The following is a 16,984-nucleotide window of genomic DNA, read 5'->3' on the forward strand; positions in this document are numbered from 1 at the left end:
GGCGGCGGCTGCCGTCTTGCGGGTGCGGCGCGGCTTGGTCTCCGTGGCCTCGGCGGTGTCCACCGCGGCCTCGGCGGCGGCGGCCGTCTTCCGCGTGCGGCGCGGCTTGGCCGCGGGCTCGGCCGCGGTCTCGGCGGGCTCGGCCGTGGTGACGGCCTGCTCCGCGGCAGCCGTCTTGCGGGTCCGGCGGCGCGGCTTGGCCTCGGCCTCCGGGGTCTCCACGGTCACCGGCTCGGACGCGGACACGGTCTCGGTCACCGCCACGAGCGTCTCGGCCACGGGCTCGGCGGCAGGCGCCGGCACCGTCGGCTCCGCCGACTTGCGGGTCCGGCGGCGGCGCGGCTTCTCATCCGCTTCCGGGGCCTGCGGCGCGGCCGGAGCCGTCACCGCGTCGGCCACGACGGCGGACTCGGCCAGGCTCTCGGCGGCCGCCACCGGCTGGCCCGCCGCTCCGCCGCGCGTACGGCGGCGGCGACGCAGCGCGCGGGGCGCCGTCTGGGCCTCCTCCGTCGGGCCGGACTCGGCGGCCGGCGCCGTCGTGGCGGCGGGGGTGCTGCCCGTGGCGTCCAACGGGGTGCCACCGCGGGTACGGCGGCGGCGACGCGGCGTACGGGACGGACGCTCGCGCTCGGCCTCCGGGGCGGCAGCGGCGTCCGAACCGCCGCGGCCACCACGGCCGTTGCGCTCACCACGGTCACCACGGTCACCACGGTCACCCCGGCCACCGCGACCGCGCGCACCGCGGCCACCGGTCTCGCCCAGGTCCTCCAGCTCCTCCGCGTCCAGACCGGCACGCGTCCGCTCCGAGCGCGGCAGGATGCCCTTCGTGCCCGCCGGGATGTCGAGGTCGGAGAACAGGTGCGGGGACGTCGAGTACGTCTCCACCGGGTCGTTGAAGTCCAGCTCCAGCGCCTTGTTGATCAGCTGCCAGCGCGGGATGTCGTCCCAGTCGACGAACGTGATCGCCGTACCCTTGGCGCCCGCGCGGCCCGTACGGCCGACGCGGTGCAGGTACGTCTTCTCGTCCTCGGGGGACTGGTAGTTGATGACGTGGGTCACGCCCTCGACGTCGATACCGCGCGCGGCGACGTCGGTGCAGACCAGGACGTCGACCTTGCCGTTGCGGAAGGCGCGCAGCGCCTGCTCACGGGCGCCCTGGCCGAGGTCGCCGTGGACCGCGCCGGAGGCGAACCCGCGGCGCTGCAACTGCTCGGCGATGTCGGCGGCCGTGCGCTTCGTACGGCAGAAGATCATCGCCAGTCCGCGGCCCTCGGCCTGCAGGATGCGGGCGATCATCTCCGGCTTGTCCATGGAGTGACCGCGGTACACGAACTGCTTGATGTTCGCGACCGTCGCGCCCTCGTCGTCCGGCGCGGTGGCGCGGATGTGCGTGGGCCGGGACATGTAGCGGCGGGCCAGGCCGATGACCGCGCCCGGCATGGTGGCCGAGAACAGCATGGTCTGGCGCTTGGCCGGCAGCATGTCGATGATCTTCTCGACGTCGGGCAGGAAGCCCAGGTCGAGCATCTCGTCGGCCTCGTCGAGGACCAGCGACTTGATGTGCTTCAGGTCGAGCTTCTTCTGGCCCGCGAGGTCGAGCAGCCGGCCCGGGGTGCCGACGACCACGTCGACGCCCTTCTTCAGTGCCTCGACCTGCGGCTCGTAGGCCCGGCCGCCGTAGATCGCCGTCACGCGCACGTTACGGACCTTGCCGGCCGTCAGCAGGTCGTTGGTGACCTGGGTGCACAGCTCGCGCGTGGGGACGACGACGAGGGCCTGCGGGGCCTCGGTGAGGGCCTCGGGGGCGGCGCGCCCGGCCTCGACGTCGGCGGGGACGGTGACGCGCTCCAGGAGCGGGAGACCGAAGCCCAGCGTCTTGCCGGTGCCGGTCTTGGCCTGGCCGATGACGTCCGTGCCGGAAAGGGCGACGGGGAGCGTCATCTCCTGGATGGGGAAGGGGTTGATGATGCCGACGGCTTCCAGGGCCTCGGCGGTCTCGGGAAGGATTCCGAGTTCACGAAACGTCGTAGTCAGGGTGCTGCCTCTTCTGTGTGGTGCGGTGCGAGGCGAGCGCGGGGGTCATGTCTGACCGTGCCGGGGACGTCGGCTAGCCGTACGGGCGAACCACTCGGGCAAGCCGTAAGACACGGGACCTCTGCCGACGCTCTAGCGCTCGTACCGCTGAGGGTGTCCCTCCGGTCGTCGTACGTACTGAGCCGTACGGCCAGGGAGGGCTGTCGGGTCGGAGCCGATCGGGCCACCGACCGGGCATCCTCATGCGTGCGACCTGTCGGAGCACGTCGAATACTGTCAACGCACTCAGCAGGCGCATTACCACCATACCCCGGATTGACGCACACGCGATGGCCGATTTGGTCACGTAGTCGTGGTCACACTGATCGGCCGGGCACTTCCGGGGTGGCGCGAGCGGGCTATTGTGCGGCTCATGACTAGCTCTGACAAGCCTGAGAAGGACTCCGTCGCACCCACGGGCATCGCTGCCCAGGACTGGGCGCAGGCCTCCGCCGACCCGCAGTACCGCGCGGCCGTCGTGGATCTGCTCGGCGCGCTCGCGTACGGGGAGCTGGCGGCGTTCGAGCGGCTCGCGGAGGACGCCAAGCTGGCGCCGACCCTCTCGGACAAGGCGGAGCTGGCGAAGATGGCCTCGGCCGAGTTCCACCACTTCGAGCGGCTGCGGGACCGGCTGACCGAGATCGGCGAGGAGCCGACGGCCGCCATGGACCCGTTCGTCGCGGCCCTGGACGGCTTCCACCGGCAGACCGCGCCGTCGGACTGGCTGGAGGGCCTGGTCAAGGCGTACGTCGGCGACTCGATCGCGAGCGACTTCTACCGGGAGGTCGCAGCAAGGCTCGACTCCGACACCCGCGAGCTGGTCCTCGCCGTCCTCGACGACACCGGGCACGCCGGGTTCGCGGTGGAGAAGGTGCGGGCCGCCATCGACGCCGACCCGCGCGTGGGCGGCCGGCTGGCGCTGTGGGCGCGGCGGCTGATGGGAGAGGCGCTGTCGCAGTCCCAGCGGGTGGTCGCCGACCGGGACGCGCTGTCGACGATGCTCGTGGGCGGGGTCGCCGACGGGTTCGATCTCGCGGAGGTCGGCAGGATGTTCTCGCGGATCACGGAGGCGCACACGAAGCGGATGGCGGCGCTGGGCCTCGCGGCGTAACGCCTTGGGGGGGGTGCGGAGGGTTGCGCGGCTGCGGGTCCGTTGGGGCCGGTCGCGCAGTTCCCCGCGCCCCTTCGGGGCGCGGCCCCGAACCCCTACGCCGTCGCTGATCGGCGGATTCTGCCCGCCGGGCGCAGGAGCAGGGACAGGGAGGCGGCCGAGATGACGGCGGCGCCCACCAGACTCAGCCAGGCGGTGCCGGGGCCGAGGGCGGTGTGGGTGACGAAGTCGCCGAACAGGGCTCCGGCGACGCCCGTCGAGAACACCAGCGGACGGGCCGGGAGCCGGTGGGAGAGGCGGTGTGCCGCCGCCCAGGCCAGGGCGAGACCGAGCACTGCGGACGCGAGTGCTTCCAAGATCATGTCGGGGTCCCTCCCATGGCCGGTCTCCGCCTTGACGCTCGTAGCCCGTCATACCCGTGACCTGCGGACTGCAACCCTCCGCTGTGCGGGAGTTGTGGCCGACCTGTGTGCGAATCCCCCAGAGCAAGGGCCCGGCGGCCGAATTGCCGCCGGGCCCTTCTCACTGCATCGGCCTACTAGGCGCCGAAGCCCACCTTGCGCACGGTGGGCTGGCCGATCTCCACGTACGCCAGGCGGTCCGCCGGCACCAGGATCTTGCGGCCCTTCTCGTCCTGAAGGCTCAGCAGGGGCGTCTTTCCGGCCAGCGCGTCGTTCACCAGGCGCTCGACCTCCTCGACGCTCTGACCGCTCTCCAGAACGATCTCGCGGGGCGCGTACTGCACGCCGATCTTGACCTCCACGGCTATGTCCCTCCGACGGTCAGTGATGTGCGCGATCTTCCGCGCCGTACGCAGCACACATTAGCCCGGTGAGGGGACGTACACGCTGCGGGGCGGCACGCCATCAGCGAACAGCCGACGGGAACAATCGGCGGTCAGTGGTGTTCGGTGCCGTGCAGCGGGAAGCCGGCGATGCCCCGCCAGGCCAGCGAGGCCAGCAGCTGTACGGCCTGGTCGCGCGGGACGCTGCGGTCGCTGTGCAGCCAGGAGCGGGCCACGACCTGGGCCAGACCGCCGAGGCCGGAGGCGAGCAGCATCGACTCCGCGCGCGACAGGCCCGTGTCCTCGGCGATGACCTCGCAGATCGCCTCGGCGCAGTCGTTGGTGACCTTGTCGACGCGCTCGCGCACGGCGGGCTCGTTCGTCAGGTCCGACTCGAAGACCAGCCGGAAGGCGCCGCCGTCGTCCTCGACGTACGCGAAATAGGCGTCCATGGTGGCGCGCACGCGCTGCTTGTTGTCCGTCGTGGACGCGAGCGCGGTGCGCACGGACTGGATCAGTGCCTCGCAGTGCTGGTCCAGCAGGGCGAGGTACAGGTCGAGCTTGCCCGGGAAGTGCTGGTAGAGCACCGGCTTGCTCACTCCGGCCCGCTCGGCGATGTCGTCCATCGCGGCCGCGTGGTAGCCCTGTGCGACGAAAACCTCCTGGGCGGCGCCCAGGAGCTGGTTCCGTCGGGCTCGGCGCGGCAGACGGGTGCCACGCGGGCGTGCCGCCTCAGTTTGCTCGATGGCTGTCACGCCGCCTCCCAAAGTCGTCCACATGCGGTGTCGGCCGCGCGGCCATCGTACTTTTCGGTAACCGTGGTGTGCGCGGTGCGAGCGCAGAATTTCATGTACCGGACGGTGGCGAAAGCCGTGATCATCCTCTGGAACGGGGCAGAAGTCCGCCAGAGGTCAGCGGTAGTCGTCCTCGTCGGTTCGGACCACGTGCGCCTGTTCGAGTTGATCGGCCACGTTCGCGGCCCGGTCCGGGTCCACTTCCGTCAGGGGGTCGTCGCGGTCCGGCGTGAGGTCGGCGTGCTGTTCGGCGGCGTCCACCTCGGGGGCCTCGACGTCGAGCTCCGCCGTCTCGCTCTCCGGTTCGTCGGTCGTGTCGGGCTCGGTGGGGTCATAGGCCATGGTGGGCTCCCTTCCTACGAACGTCCCTGGAAGCAGCACACGCGGGTGCCCTGGGTACGAGCCTAGGAGAGAGCGGAACCGGACGCCATACGCCGCATCGCGCGCGTGCGGCGCACGCTGTGACGGCGAACACACGAGCCTCGGCGTGATCGCCTCGTAACATTGCCGCATGTCTTCGACCGAGTCGCCGTCCGTGTCGGCCGCAAGCGTGCTTCCGAAGGTCGCGCCCGTACGGGTCGGTGAGGGCGAGCGGCTGCGGTCCGTGGGGCTGCCCGGTGTCACCCTGTCGATCCGTTCCCGTCCTCCCGCGCGCGCGGACCTGCCGCCCGCGCTGTACGTCCACGGGCTCGGCGGTTCCTCGCAGAACTGGTCGCAGCTGATGGCCGAGCTGGACGGTGCCGTCGACAGCGAGGCGCTCGACCTGCCCGGGTTCGGCGACTCCCCACCCCCGGACGACGGCGACTACTCCGTCACGGGGCACGCGCGCGCGGTGATCCGCTATCTCGACGCGGCCGGTCGCGGCCCGGTCCACCTCGTCGGCAACTCGCTGGGCGGTGCCGTCACCACGCGCGTGGCCGCCGTACGCCCCGACCTCGTCCGTACGCTCACGCTCGTCTCGCCCGCCCTGCCCGAGCTGCGCGTCCAGCGCACGGCGGTGCCGACCGCGCTGCTCGGCGTGCCCGGCATCGCCGCGATGTTCACCCGGATGACCAAGGAGTGGTCGGCCGAACAGCGGGTGCGCGGGGTCATGGCGCTCTGTTACGGCGATCCCTCGCAGGTGTCGCCCGAGGCGTTCCGGGACGCCGTCGAGGAGCTGGAGCGGCGGCTGCAACTGCCGTACTTCTGGGACGCGATGGCCCGTTCCGCGCGCGGGATCGTCGACGCCTACACCCTCGGCGGGCAGCACGGGCTGTGGCGCCAGGCCGAGCGTGTGCTCGCGCCGACCCTGCTGGTCTACGGCGGCCGCGACCAGCTGGTCGGCTTCCGCATGGCCGCCAAGGCCGCCCGCTCCTTCCGCGACTCCCGCCTGCTGTCCCTGCCGGACGCCGGGCACGTGGCGATGATGGAGTACCCGGGGGTGGTGGCCACGGCGTTCCGGGAACTCCTGGCCGAGACCGACGGCGACGGCGGCCATGCCGGCGGCGCCTCGGGGACGGCCGCCACGCGCGCGTCCGCCGGGGACGACGTCACCGTCCACGGCGCGGGGAGCTGAGGCCGGCGTGGGACGCCACAGCCGCCGCGGACCGGCCCCCAAGGCCGGTGCCGCGGACATTACCGCGAGGCGCACGGAGAACTCGGAGAACGCCGGGAGGGCGGAACGGGCCGAGCAGCGGCTCACGCCCGGGCGCGGGGCGCCGCGACTGCCGGACGGCACGCCGGCGCAGGGAGTGCCGCGGTTTCCCGACGGCACACCGGCCCAGGGGGTGCCCCGGCTGCCCGACGGTACGCCCGTGCGCGGTGTGCCGCGTCTTCCCGACGGGACGCCCGCGCGGGGCGTTCCCCGGCTGCCCGAGGGCACCCCTGCCCACGGCGTGCCCGGTTTCCGGGAGGGGGCTCCCGCGCGCGGGGGGCATCCCGAACAGCGGGAACGGGGCGGCGGCTGGGGCGAGTTCGCGGGGCGGGCCGGTGCCGGTGGTGGTCCCGGTCCCGGCAGTGGTCCCGGCGCCGTACTTCCGCGGCAGCGGCGGGCGGGGCAGGAGGGCGGGCCTCGGCAGGAGTACCTGGACGCCTTCCGTGACGCCGGAGCCGGCGGTGCGGACCTGGAGGACGTCGACGTCTTCGCGCCCCGCGCGCGTGGGCCGCGCGCCACCGGCGGGCCGCCGGCGGACGCGGTGACCGCCGTGGAGGCCGAGGCCCATGACGGCGGCGCACCCCCTGTCGCGCTGCCCGCGCAGCGCTCCGGGGGCAAGGGGCGAGCCTTCACCGGGGTCGCGGCGGCCGCCGTCACCACGGTGCTCGCGGTGATCGTCGCCGGGCAGGTGGCCGAGGGGCGGCCGGACGACGGCGCCACGCAGTCGCGGTCGGCCGCCGACCAGGATCAGGACGCCCACGCCCCGGGCGGGGCGGCGCCCTCCGCCTCGGCGAGCGCGGTGGCGCTGACGTACGAGCAGGCGATGGACCGGACGTACCCGCTCAGTGCCACGCTGAAGGCCTCGGGGACGTTCGACGCCGTACCCGGGTTCGACAAGGCGCCGGGCACCGGGCACAAGTACACCTACCGCGTCGACGTCGAGCAGGGGCTCGGGCTGGACGGCAACCTGTTCGCCGAAGCCGTGCAGAAGACCCTGAACGACAGCCGCAGTTGGGCCCACGGCGGCGCCCGCACCTTCGAGCGGATCTCCTCGGGCAAGCCCGACTTCGTGATCACGCTGGCCAGCCCCGGCACGACCGCCGCCTGGTGTGCCAAGTCCGGGCTGGACACCACGGAGGACAACGTCTCCTGCGACTCGGCATCTACCGAACGAGTGATGATCAATGCATACAGGTGGGCGCAGGGCAGCACGACATACGGGGATAAAATTCACCCCTATCGACAGATGTTGATCAATCACGAGGTCGGTCACCGGCTCGGCTATGGCCATGTGACGTGCCAGAAGAACGGCGAACTCGCTCCCGTCATGCAGCAGCAGACCAAGTTCCTGGATCATGACGGAATCCACTGTCTGCCCAACCCCTGGCCCTATCCCGGGAGTTGACGGGCGCTGCTCATGTCACATTGACATGAGTCGCAAGTTCGTTCATATTTCTGCGCATGTGGTCCCGTCACACCGTTCATGAGAGCGCCGTCATCGAGCTGGCGCTCTTCGGTGTGACCGCACTCTGCGTGGCCGACATCCACTGTCGCTGACGCCGCCTCCCCGGCGTACGCGTCGCGACCGCTTCTCCCTCTTCCGTCCGTGACCCTGTCGCGGGCTTTTCGACGACCCGACGCCGGGGCCGACGTCTGCGCGCAGCCGTCTCACTCCTCGTCCACATGTCTCACTCTTCGAGAAACCCTCGATCAGAGCCCGATCAGTTCCCCGAGAGGTCGTCATTCCGATGCGTCAACCGTCCGTCATAGCGCGCCGCGTGGCAGCGGCATCCGTCAGCCTGGTCGTGGCAGCGGGCGTCGCCGCCTGCGGCCCGAAGGACAGCGATGCCAAGGGCTCCGGTGGCGACTCCACGCCTCACAAGGGCGGCACGCTCACGGTCCTGAACTCCCAGCCGCAGACCGACTTCGACCCTGCCCGCCTCTACACCTCCGGCGGCGGCAACGTCCCCTCCCTGGTCTTCCGCACGCTCACCACCCGCAACCGCGCGAACGGCCAGGCCGGTGCCAAGGTCGTCCCCGACCTCGCCACCGACACCGGGCGCCCCAGCAAGGACGCGACCGTGTGGACGTACACGCTGAAGACGGGCCTGAAGTACGAGGACGGCACGCCGATCACCTCGGCCGACATCAAGTACGGCATCGAGCGCTCCTTCGCCCCCGAGCTGTCCGGCGGCGCCCCCTACCTGCGGGACTGGCTGATCGGCGCGGCCGACTACCAGGGGCCGTACAAGGACAAGAAGGGGCTCTCCGCGATCGAGACGCCCGACGCGCGGACCATCGTCTTCCATCTGGACAAGCCCGAGGGCGAGTTCCCGTTCCTCGCCACGCAGACGCAGTTCGCCCCGGTGCCGAAGGGCAAGGACACCGGCACCAAGTACGAGGAGCACCCGGTCTCGTCCGGCCCGTACAAGGTCGTCAAGAACGAGAACGACGGCGAGCACGTCCTCCTCGAACGCAACACCTACTGGTCGACGGCCGTCGACGACCAGCGCAAGGCCTACCCGGACACCATCGACGTCCGCTCCGGCCTCGACTCCTCGGTGATCAACCAGCGGCTGTCCGCGTCCCAAGGGGCGGACGCGGCCGCGGTCACCACGGACACCAACCTCGGCCCGGCCGAACTGGCCAGGGTCAGCGGCGACAAGGACCTCGCCGCGCGCGTGGGCACCGGCCACTTCGGCTACACGAACTACATCGCGTTCAACCCGACCGTGAAGCCGTTCGACAACCCCAAGGTGCGCCAGGCGATCGCGTACGCCGTCGACCGCTCCTCGGTCGTCAACGCGGCCGGCGGCAGCGCCCTGGCCGAGTCCGCGACCACCTTCCTGCCCGACCAGAAGTCCTTCGGCTACACGCCGTACGACCCGTTCCCGGCGGGCGCGTCCGGCAACCCGGCCAAGGCCAAGGAACTGCTCGCGCAGGCCGGTTACAAGAACGGCCTCACCATCACGCTGACCCACTCCAACGCCAAGGACTTCGAGACCAGCCCGGAGATCGCGACTGCGATCCAGGACGCGCTCAAGAAGGCCGGCATCACGGTCAAGCTGCAGGGCCGGGAGGACAACGACTACCGGGACACGATCCACGGCGTGAAGACCGAGCCCGGCTTCTTCCTCGCCCACTGGGGTGCCGACTGGCCCTCCGGCGGTCCCTTCCTCGCCCCGATCTTCGACGGCCGGCAGATCGTCAAGGACGGCGCGAACTTCAACACGGGCCTGCTCAACGACACGTCGGTCAATGCCGAGATTGACGCGATCAACAAGTTGACCGACCTTGACGCGGCCGCCAAGCGATGGGGTGCGCTGGACCAGAAGATCGGCGAGCAGGCCCTCGTCGTGCCGCTGTTCCACCCGGTCTACAAGCGCCTGTACGGCAAGGACGTCAAGAACATCGTCATCAGCGACTGGACCGGCGTCCTCGACATCTCCCAGGTCGCGGTGAAGTAGCGCCGTGAGCGAGGCACTTGTCGCCGCCGAGGCCGTCGGGGCGGACACGTCCGTCCCGACGGCCTCGGGGGCCCGTCAGTTCTGGCGGCGGCTGCGAGGGCAGCGCGCCGCCCTGGTCGCGGCGGCCGTCGTCGCGCTGCTCGTCCTGGTCGCGCTCGCCGCGCCGCTGCTCACCGCCCTGGAGGGCCAGGACCCCACCACGTACCACCCGTCGCTGATCGACTCCGCGCGCGGAGGCGTGCCCATCGGCTCCCTCGGCGGCATCGGCGCCGACCACTGGCTGGGCGTCGAACCGCAGACCGGACGCGACATGTTCGCCCGGCTCGTCTACGGGGCGCAGGTGTCCCTGGGCGTCGCGCTGGCCGCCACCGTGCTCCAGATCGTCCTCGGCGTCGCCATGGGCGTGGCCTCAGGCCTCGGCAACCGCTGGGTCGACCTGGTCCTGAGCCGGATCACGGACATCTTCGTCTCGATGCCGCTGATGATCATGGCGCTCGCGCTGCTCGCCATCGTCCCGAACGGCTTCCCGCGGCCCGTCCTCGTCGCGCTGATCATCTCCCTGGTCTCCGGCTGGAGCACCACGGCGAAGATGGTGCGCGCCCAGACCCTCACCCTGAAGAACCTCGACTACGTCGCCGCGTCCCGGCTCAGCGGCTGGAGCACCCGGCGCACGGCCGTACGCGAACTCCTCCCGGGCCTCGCCGCGCCCGTCATCACGTACGCGGCGCTGCTGATCCCGCTGAACATCAGCGCCGAGGCGGCCCTGTCCTTCCTCGGCGTCGGCGTGAAGCCGCCGACGCCGTCCTGGGGGCAGATGCTCACCTCCGCCGACGTCTGGTACCAGGCCGCGCCGCAGTACCTGCTGCTGCCCGCCGCCGCCCTGTTCGTGACCGTGGTCGCGCTGACCGCCCTCGGCGACGGCGTGCGTGTCGCCCTCGACCCGCGCGCGGCCTCGCGCCTGCGTATCGGCACCGGCCGCAGGCGGGAGGCCCGCGCGGACAAGGCCGTACCGGCGCCGGACACGGCGAACGCGGCCGCCGCGCAGAAGGAGGACCGGGCATGAACGGCCTCACCGGATTCGTCCTGCGCCGCGTCATCGGCGCCGTGGTCACCCTGTTCGCGCTCTCGGTGATCATCTACGTCGTCTTCTACGTCACCCCCGGCAACGTCGCCCAGATCACCTGCGGCCCGCGCTGCTCCCCGGAGCAGGTCCACCAGGTGGCCCAGCAACTGCGCCTCGACGACCCGCTGTACGTGCGCTACTGGCACTTCCTCCAGGGCATACTCGCGGGCCAGGACTTCTCGACCGGCACCGGCGTGGAGCACTGCGCGGCGCCCTGCCTCGGGGAGTCGTACCAGAACGACCAGCAGGTCACCGACATCATCCTGACCAGGCTGCCGGTGAGCTTCTCGCTGGTGCTCGGCGCGATGGTGATCTGGCTGCTGCTCGGCGTCGGCACCGGCGTGCTCTCCGCCTGGCGGCGCGGCCGGCTCAGCGAGCGTGTCCTGACCGCGCTCACGCTGGCGGGCACGGCCACGCCCGTGTTCGTCATCGGCCTGGTGCTGATGGTCGTCGTCTGCGGCCAGCTCCAGCTGCTGCCCTTCCCGGAGTACGTGAACTTCACCGACGACCCGGAGCAGTGGGCGTGGAACCTGCTGCTGCCCTGGCTCTCCCTCGCCCTCATCGAGGCGGCGGGATTCGCCCGGCTGACCCGGGCGGCGATGCTGGAGACGCTGGCCGAGGACCACATCCGCACGTTTCGCGCGTACGGCGTCGGCGAGCGGGCGGTGATCGCCCGGCACGCACTGCGCGGCGCGACCGCGTCCGTCATCGCGCTCAACGCGGTGACGTTCGGCTCGGCCGTCGGCGGCGCCGTCCTCACCGAGACCCTGTTCGGCCTGCCCGGCATCGGCCAGGAACTGGTGCACGCGGTGAAGGTCGTGGACCTGCCGGTGGTCGTCGGCATGGTCCTGGTCGTCGGTTTCTTCGTGGTGCTCGCCAATGCCGTCGCGGACGTGCTGTACGCGGTGGCCGACCGACGGGTGGTGCTCGCATGAGCCTGGTGGAAGTGACGGACCTGACCGTCGAGTTCGGCTCGCTGCGGGCCGTGGACGGGCTCTCCTTCAGCCTGGCGAAGGGCGCCGCGCTGGCCCTCGTCGGAGAGTCCGGTTCCGGCAAGTCCACGGTTGCGGGCGCCCTGCTGGGCCTGCACCGGGGCACCGGGGCGCGGGTCGCGGGGTCGGTCCGCGTGGCCGGCACGGACGTACAGGAGGCCACGGACGAGGAGTTGCGGCGGCTGCGCGGGGCGAAGGCCGCCATGGTCTTCCAGGACCCGCTGTCCTCGCTCGACCCGTACTACGCCATCGGCGACCAGATCGCCGAGGTGTACCGCGTGCACACGCGCGTGTCGCGACGCGCCGCACGCGCGCGTGCCGTCGAGGTGCTGGAGCGGGTGGGAATTCCGGACGCGGCACGCCGGTCCCGGTCCCGTCCGCACGAGTTCAGCGGCGGCATGCGCCAGCGCGCCCTGATCGCCATGGCCCTCGCCTGCGAGCCGGACCTGCTGATCGCCGACGAGCCGACCACGGCCCTCGACGTCACCGTCCAGGCCCAGATCCTCGATCTGCTGCACACGCTGCGCGAGGAGACCGGCATGGGCCTGCTGCTCGTCACGCACGACGTGGGTGTCGCCGCCGAGAGCGTGGACGACATCCTCGTCATGCGCCGCGGCCGGGCCGTCGAGCACGGTCCCGTCGGCACCGTCCTCGCGGCGCCCGTCCAGGCGTACACGCGCGAACTGCTCGACGCCGTCCCGCGCGTGGGCGCGCGCCGCGCCGGCTCCGAGGCCACCGACGAGGTCGTGCTGGAGGCCACCGGGCTGCGGCGCGAGTTCGGGCGCGGCAAGCGGGCGCAGGCGGCCGTGGACGATGTCTCGGTGACCGTGCGCCGCGGCGAGACCCTCGGCGTGGTCGGCGAGAGCGGCAGCGGCAAGACGACGCTCGGCCGGATGCTGGTCGGGCTGCTGGAGCCGACCGCCGGCGCGATCCGCTACGAGGGCCGTCCGCATACCACGGTGAACCCGGCCGTCCAGATGGTCTTCCAGGACCCGGTCTCCTCGCTCAACCCCCGCCGCAGCGTGGGCGCGTCCATCGCCGACCCGCTCCGCGCGCGTGGCGAGCGGGATGAGGAGCGCATCCGGGGGCGCGTGGCGGAACTGCTGGAGCGCGTGGGGCTCGAAAGGGCGCACTGCGACCGCTACCCGCACGAGTTCAGCGGCGGCCAGCGTCAGCGCATCGGCATCGCCCGGGCGCTCGCCGCCGACCCGCGCGTCATCGTCTGCGACGAGCCCGTCTCCGCGCTCGACGTGACCACGCAGGCCCAGGTGGTCGAGCTGCTCGGCGCGTTGCAGCGGGAACTCGGCCTCGCGCTGGTCTTCATCGCGCACGACCTCGCCGTCGTACGGCAGGTCAGCGACCGGGTCGCGGTCATGCGCCGCGGCAGGGTCGTCGAGTACGGGCCCGCCGACGAGGTGTACGACAACCCGCGCGAGCCGTACACCCGGCAACTCCTGGCGGCCGTACCCGCGCTCGACCCGGAACTGGCGGCCCAGCGGCGCGCGGCCCGCCGCGAACCGGCCGCGGCGTAACGTTTCGTGCACGGGTGATGACGCACTGAGTCCTTAGCGCGACAGAACGCTACCCGCACGCGAAAGTTACGACCGTTCACCCCTTTTGGTGGCGCGATGGACAACCGTCCGTCGCGCCACCGCCTTGTCCCCTTACGTTCGTCCCGCTGCGAGCCGCCGGGACAACGGCGGCTCCCGAGACGGGAGATCGGGGGTGCACACGTGCGCATCGGACTGGTTACGGAGGGTGGCTATCCGTATGTGAGCGGTGACGCCGGACTCTGGTGCGACCGGCTCGTACGCGGGCTCGAACAGCACGAGTTCGACCTCTACGCGCTCAGCCGCAGCCGGCAGCAGGAGGACGAGGGCTGGGTCCCGCTCCCGCCGCAGGTGGGCAGGGTGCGTACGGCGCCGCTGTGGACGGCCGACGACGCGGCCACCCACGGGCGGCGCGCGCGTCGGCGCTTCGCCGAGTGCTATGGGGACCTGGTCGGGGCCGTGTGCGCCGGAGCCGCCCCGGGACCCGACGGTCCGTCCGGGGCCGGGTCCGGTGAATCCGCGGGCACGTCCGCCGATCTGGCGGACCGTTTCGGCAGTGCGCTGTACGGGCTCGCCGAACTCGCCCGAGAGGAGGGCGGCCTGGTCGGGGCCCTACGCTCCGACACCGCCGTACGCGCCCTGGAACGCGCCTGCCGCGCCCCCGGCGCCCTGCGCACGGCGCGCCAGGCGCGCGTTCCCGATCTGCTCACCGTCACCGCGCACCTCGAACGCGCCCTGCGCCCCCTCACTCTCGACTGGTACGGCGACGACGGTCTCGGCGCGGTGGACCTCTGCCACGCCACCGCCGGCGGCCCCGCCGCCCTGCCCGGCCTGCTCGCCCGGCACTTCTGCGGCGTACCACTGCTCGTCACGGAGTACGGCGTGCAGCTCCGCTCGCACTACCTCGGCCTCGGCCCCGACGCCGCCGCCCCCGCCGTACGCGCGCTCCTCGGCGCCTTCCACGGCCGGCTCGCCGCCGAGGTCTACCGTCGCGCCGAGATCCTCACCCCCGGCAACGCCCACGCCCGCCGCTGGCAGGAACGGTGCGGCGCCGACCGGGCCAGGATCCGCACGGTCCACCCCGGCATGGACGCCACCCGCTTCGCGGAGGTCGGCGAGGCCACCGACCGCGCCGATCCGGACACCCTGGTCTGGGTCGGGCGCGTCGAACCGGCCAAGGACCTGATCTCGCTGCTGCACGCCTTCGCCGAGGTCCGCAAGGAGGAGCCCAAGGCGCGGCTCAGGATCGTCGGGGCGCCCTGCGGGCCCGAGGGCGCGGCCTACCTCGGCCACTGCCGGGCGCTCGCCGCCCAGCTCTTCCCGGACGAGGCCGAGGGCGCGCACGCCGTCGGCGACAATCCGGTCTCCTTCGAGGAGATCGGCGGCCCCGAGGCCCCGGCCCTGCCCGACGCGTACGCCGCCGGCGCGGTCGTCGTGCTGTCCAGTGTGATCGAGGGCTTCCCCATCAGCCTCGTGGAGGCCATGCTCTGCGCCCGGGCCACGGTGTCCACGGACGTCGGCGCGGTGGTCGAGGTCATCGGCGGCACGGGGCTCGTCGTGCCCCCGCGCAATCCGCGGGCGCTCGCCGAAGCGTGCGTGGCACTGCTGCGCGACCCCGAACGCCGTGTGCGCCTCGGCGCCGCCGCGCGCGCCCGCGCGCTCGAACTGTTCACCGTCGAGCAGAACATCGCGGCATTTCACGGCATTTACCTGCAGATCGTTTCGCACTGCCCGGTACGCCGCGTCCTTCTCGACGCGTCCGGCGAGCCACTGCCGTTCGCCGCCCCCGCCGAGTCCCACGTCCCCGGCCGCTGGACCGGCCCCACGGCCCGCTCCCTGCCCCGGACCACCCCCGGCTGGGCCACGACCACGCCGGTACGCGCGACACCACTGGCGGCTGCGGAGGGGGCGGGATGGGCGTGATCGACCTACAGGACGACGGTTACGGCGGCGGGGGCGGGCCCACCGGCGAGGGACCGAGCGGCACGGACCTGCCCGGCATGCCGAGTGGCGCGGAACCATGGGACTCGGGGGCGGGGGAGTGGCTCCGGAGCGCGAGGACGTCCCCGGAGGAGCCGACGGCCTCCGCGCGCGTGTCCACGACGTCGGAGCCCACGCGTGCGCCCGTGCCCTCCGTGCCCGTGCCCGCGTCCTCCGCGAGCGGATCCGCCGCCGCCTCGACGGCGCGCCCGGCGCCCCGGCGTGGCGCCGCCGACCCGGTGAAGGCCCTGCTGCACCGGCACCGTGAGCTGTGCGAGCGGGCCGTGGACCCGCTGGAGATCGCCGCCGGGCTGGAGGCACACGGCATCACCGACCGGACCGCCGCCCGCTTCCGGCACCGAGACGTCTTCTCGCTGGCCGAGGAACTGTACGCGCGCGTGCCGCGCAGCAGCGGCGAGGCGGCACCCGGAGCCGCACCCCTGCCCGTACCCCGCGTCCGCGCCGACTGGGTGCTGCTCACCCTGCTTCCGGGCGTCCTGGGCGCGGCCACCACGGCCGGACTGCGCCTCACCCACGGGCACCCGCGTCTCCTCGTCGCCGTCGCAGGGTTCCTCGCCCTCTGCCTCGCCGCGCGCGCCGTACTGCGCCGCGGCCCGCTCGCGGGGCCGCCCGGCACACGCACGTGGCACACGATGAGCGCCACGCGCGCGTGGACCGTCTGGCTGCTCGGGTACGTCCTCTTCGGCGACGGGCTGCTGGGCGCCGTCCTGACCGGCGGCCCCGACGCCCTCCCGACCGGCGCCCCGGACGCCCCCTGGCCCACGGCCGTGGCACCCACCCTGGCCCTCACGCTGGCGTGCGCCCCGGGGGCCTGGTGCGCCCACCTGCTCGGCGCGGGCGCCCGCCGCAGGCTGGCCGACAGCCGGGGCCTGGAGGACTTCACGGCCACCGCCCGGCCCCTGCTGTTCGGCACGTTCACGCTCTTCCTCGGCGTGCTCACCGCGCTGCTCCTGCTGTGCGGCACGGTCCTGCGCCAGCCCGCGGCCTACGCGCAGGCCCTCACCCTGGGCGCCCTGCTGCTGCTCGCCCGCCTGCTCGCCGTACACCGTCACCGACGCGCCCCGGCCCTCGCGCTGGGCGTCGCCGCCGCGGCCGAGGCGACGGCCCTCGCCCTGCCGCTGGTCGGCCGGCTGCCCGGCTGCGCCGTCCTGGCGGCCCCGGTCCGGGCCCTCGTGAACGCCTGCGGCCCGGCCGCCGTCCCGGCCCTCGCCTGCGGCGCCGCGGCCCTGGCCCTGCTGTTCCACGCCGGCCGCACCCTCACACGGGCCTCGGCCCACGCGCCCACGGGGGCTCCCGATTGAGCCCCCGAGTGAACCTTCCGCCACGGCCCACCGCCGCGGGCACCCGCGCCATCCCTTCGAAGGAGAAGACCAGATGACCACCTCCCGACCCGGAGCGTCCGGAGCGTCTGGGGCCCCCGGAACCGCCGGAGCACCCGCGGCGACCGGTGCCATCG

The 16,984-nt window shown here is 72.8% G+C and carries 15 protein-coding genes; 10 read left to right on the forward strand and 5 right to left on the reverse strand.

From position 1 onward, the window contains the following. On the reverse strand, positions 1 to 1,941 hold a 1,941-nt coding region (locus ACZ4MF_RS16845), incomplete at its 3' end, for a DEAD/DEAH box helicase (protein ID WP_467492749.1). A gap of 505 nt (positions 1,942 to 2,446) precedes the next feature. On the opposite strand from ACZ4MF_RS16845, the gene ACZ4MF_RS16850 reads away from it, so the two are divergent. Next, complete coding sequence (locus tag ACZ4MF_RS16850) at positions 2,447 to 3,184, forward strand: ferritin-like fold-containing protein (RefSeq protein ID WP_356029060.1); 738 nt, start codon at positions 2,447 to 2,449, stop codon at positions 3,182 to 3,184. Positions 3,185 to 3,279: 95 nt separating this feature from the next. Here ACZ4MF_RS16850 and ACZ4MF_RS16855 read toward each other — a convergent pair whose 3' ends face one another. The 4 genes from ACZ4MF_RS16855 to ACZ4MF_RS16870 all read right to left on the reverse strand — a co-directional run bounded on the left by ACZ4MF_RS16855 (position 3,280) and on the right by ACZ4MF_RS16870 (position 5,104). Then, entirely contained in the window at positions 3,280 to 3,546 is a 267-nt protein-coding gene (locus ACZ4MF_RS16855; protein WP_467492750.1) for a hypothetical protein, read from the reverse strand. Between the two features lie 176 nt (positions 3,547 to 3,722). Then, positions 3,723 to 3,947 carry a DUF3107 domain-containing protein gene (locus ACZ4MF_RS16860; protein ID WP_071372925.1) on the reverse strand — a complete coding sequence of 75 codons (225 nt, stop codon included), beginning with the start codon at positions 3,945 to 3,947 and terminating at the stop codon, positions 3,723 to 3,725. A gap of 134 nt (positions 3,948 to 4,081) precedes the next feature. Next, complete coding sequence (locus ACZ4MF_RS16865) at positions 4,082 to 4,723, reverse strand: TetR/AcrR family transcriptional regulator (RefSeq protein WP_071372924.1); 642 nt, start codon at positions 4,721 to 4,723, stop codon at positions 4,082 to 4,084. A 156-nt stretch (positions 4,724 to 4,879) separates the two neighbouring features. Beyond that, positions 4,880 to 5,104, reverse strand: a complete 225-nt coding sequence (locus ACZ4MF_RS16870; RefSeq protein WP_467492751.1) for a hypothetical protein — start codon at positions 5,102 to 5,104, stop codon at positions 4,880 to 4,882. 169 nt (positions 5,105 to 5,273) lie between these two features. On the opposite strand from ACZ4MF_RS16870, the gene ACZ4MF_RS16875 reads away from it, so the two are divergent. From ACZ4MF_RS16875 to ACZ4MF_RS16915, 9 genes are all read left to right on the forward strand, one after another. Next, a complete protein-coding gene (locus tag ACZ4MF_RS16875; protein ID WP_467492752.1) occupies positions 5,274 to 6,317 on the forward strand; it encodes an alpha/beta fold hydrolase in 1,044 nt (347 codons plus the stop codon). Between the two features lie 7 nt (positions 6,318 to 6,324). Then, positions 6,325 to 7,800, forward strand: coding sequence for a DUF3152 domain-containing protein (locus ACZ4MF_RS16880; protein ID WP_467492753.1), 1,476 nt, complete (start codon positions 6,325 to 6,327; stop codon positions 7,798 to 7,800). Between the two features lie 56 nt (positions 7,801 to 7,856). Further along, positions 7,857 to 7,952 carry an Ms4533A family Cys-rich leader peptide gene (locus tag ACZ4MF_RS16885; protein ID WP_467492754.1) on the forward strand — a complete coding sequence of 32 codons (96 nt, stop codon included), beginning with the start codon at positions 7,857 to 7,859 and terminating at the stop codon, positions 7,950 to 7,952. A gap of 191 nt (positions 7,953 to 8,143) precedes the next feature. Beyond that, on the forward strand, positions 8,144 to 9,862 hold the full coding sequence (locus tag ACZ4MF_RS16890; protein WP_467492755.1) for an ABC transporter substrate-binding protein: 1,719 nt from the start codon (positions 8,144 to 8,146) through the stop codon (positions 9,860 to 9,862). Positions 9,863 to 9,866: 4 nt separating this feature from the next. Then, positions 9,867 to 10,925, forward strand: coding sequence for an ABC transporter permease (locus ACZ4MF_RS16895; protein WP_467492756.1), 1,059 nt, complete (start codon positions 9,867 to 9,869; stop codon positions 10,923 to 10,925). After that, entirely contained in the window at positions 10,922 to 11,920 is a 999-nt protein-coding gene (locus ACZ4MF_RS16900; RefSeq protein WP_467492757.1) for an ABC transporter permease, read from the forward strand. The genes ACZ4MF_RS16895 and ACZ4MF_RS16900 overlap by 4 nt, the downstream gene beginning before the upstream one ends. Then, the gene (locus ACZ4MF_RS16905) at positions 11,917 to 13,509 is read left to right on the forward strand and encodes a dipeptide ABC transporter ATP-binding protein (protein WP_467492758.1); all 1,593 of its coding nucleotides are present in this window, start codon (positions 11,917 to 11,919) and stop codon (positions 13,507 to 13,509) included. Before ACZ4MF_RS16900 ends, ACZ4MF_RS16905 begins: the two co-directional genes overlap by 4 nt. 201 nt (positions 13,510 to 13,710) lie before the next feature. Beyond that, the gene (locus tag ACZ4MF_RS16910) at positions 13,711 to 15,450 is read left to right on the forward strand and encodes a DUF3492 domain-containing protein (protein ID WP_467492759.1); all 1,740 of its coding nucleotides are present in this window, start codon (positions 13,711 to 13,713) and stop codon (positions 15,448 to 15,450) included. Next, entirely contained in the window at positions 15,441 to 16,829 is a 1,389-nt protein-coding gene (locus tag ACZ4MF_RS16915) for a hypothetical protein (protein WP_467492760.1), read from the forward strand. Before ACZ4MF_RS16910 ends, ACZ4MF_RS16915 begins: the two co-directional genes overlap by 10 nt. Positions 16,830 to 16,984 lie beyond the last annotated feature (155 nt).

It is taken from the genome of Streptomyces sp. NPDC025793, assembly GCF_055558375.1.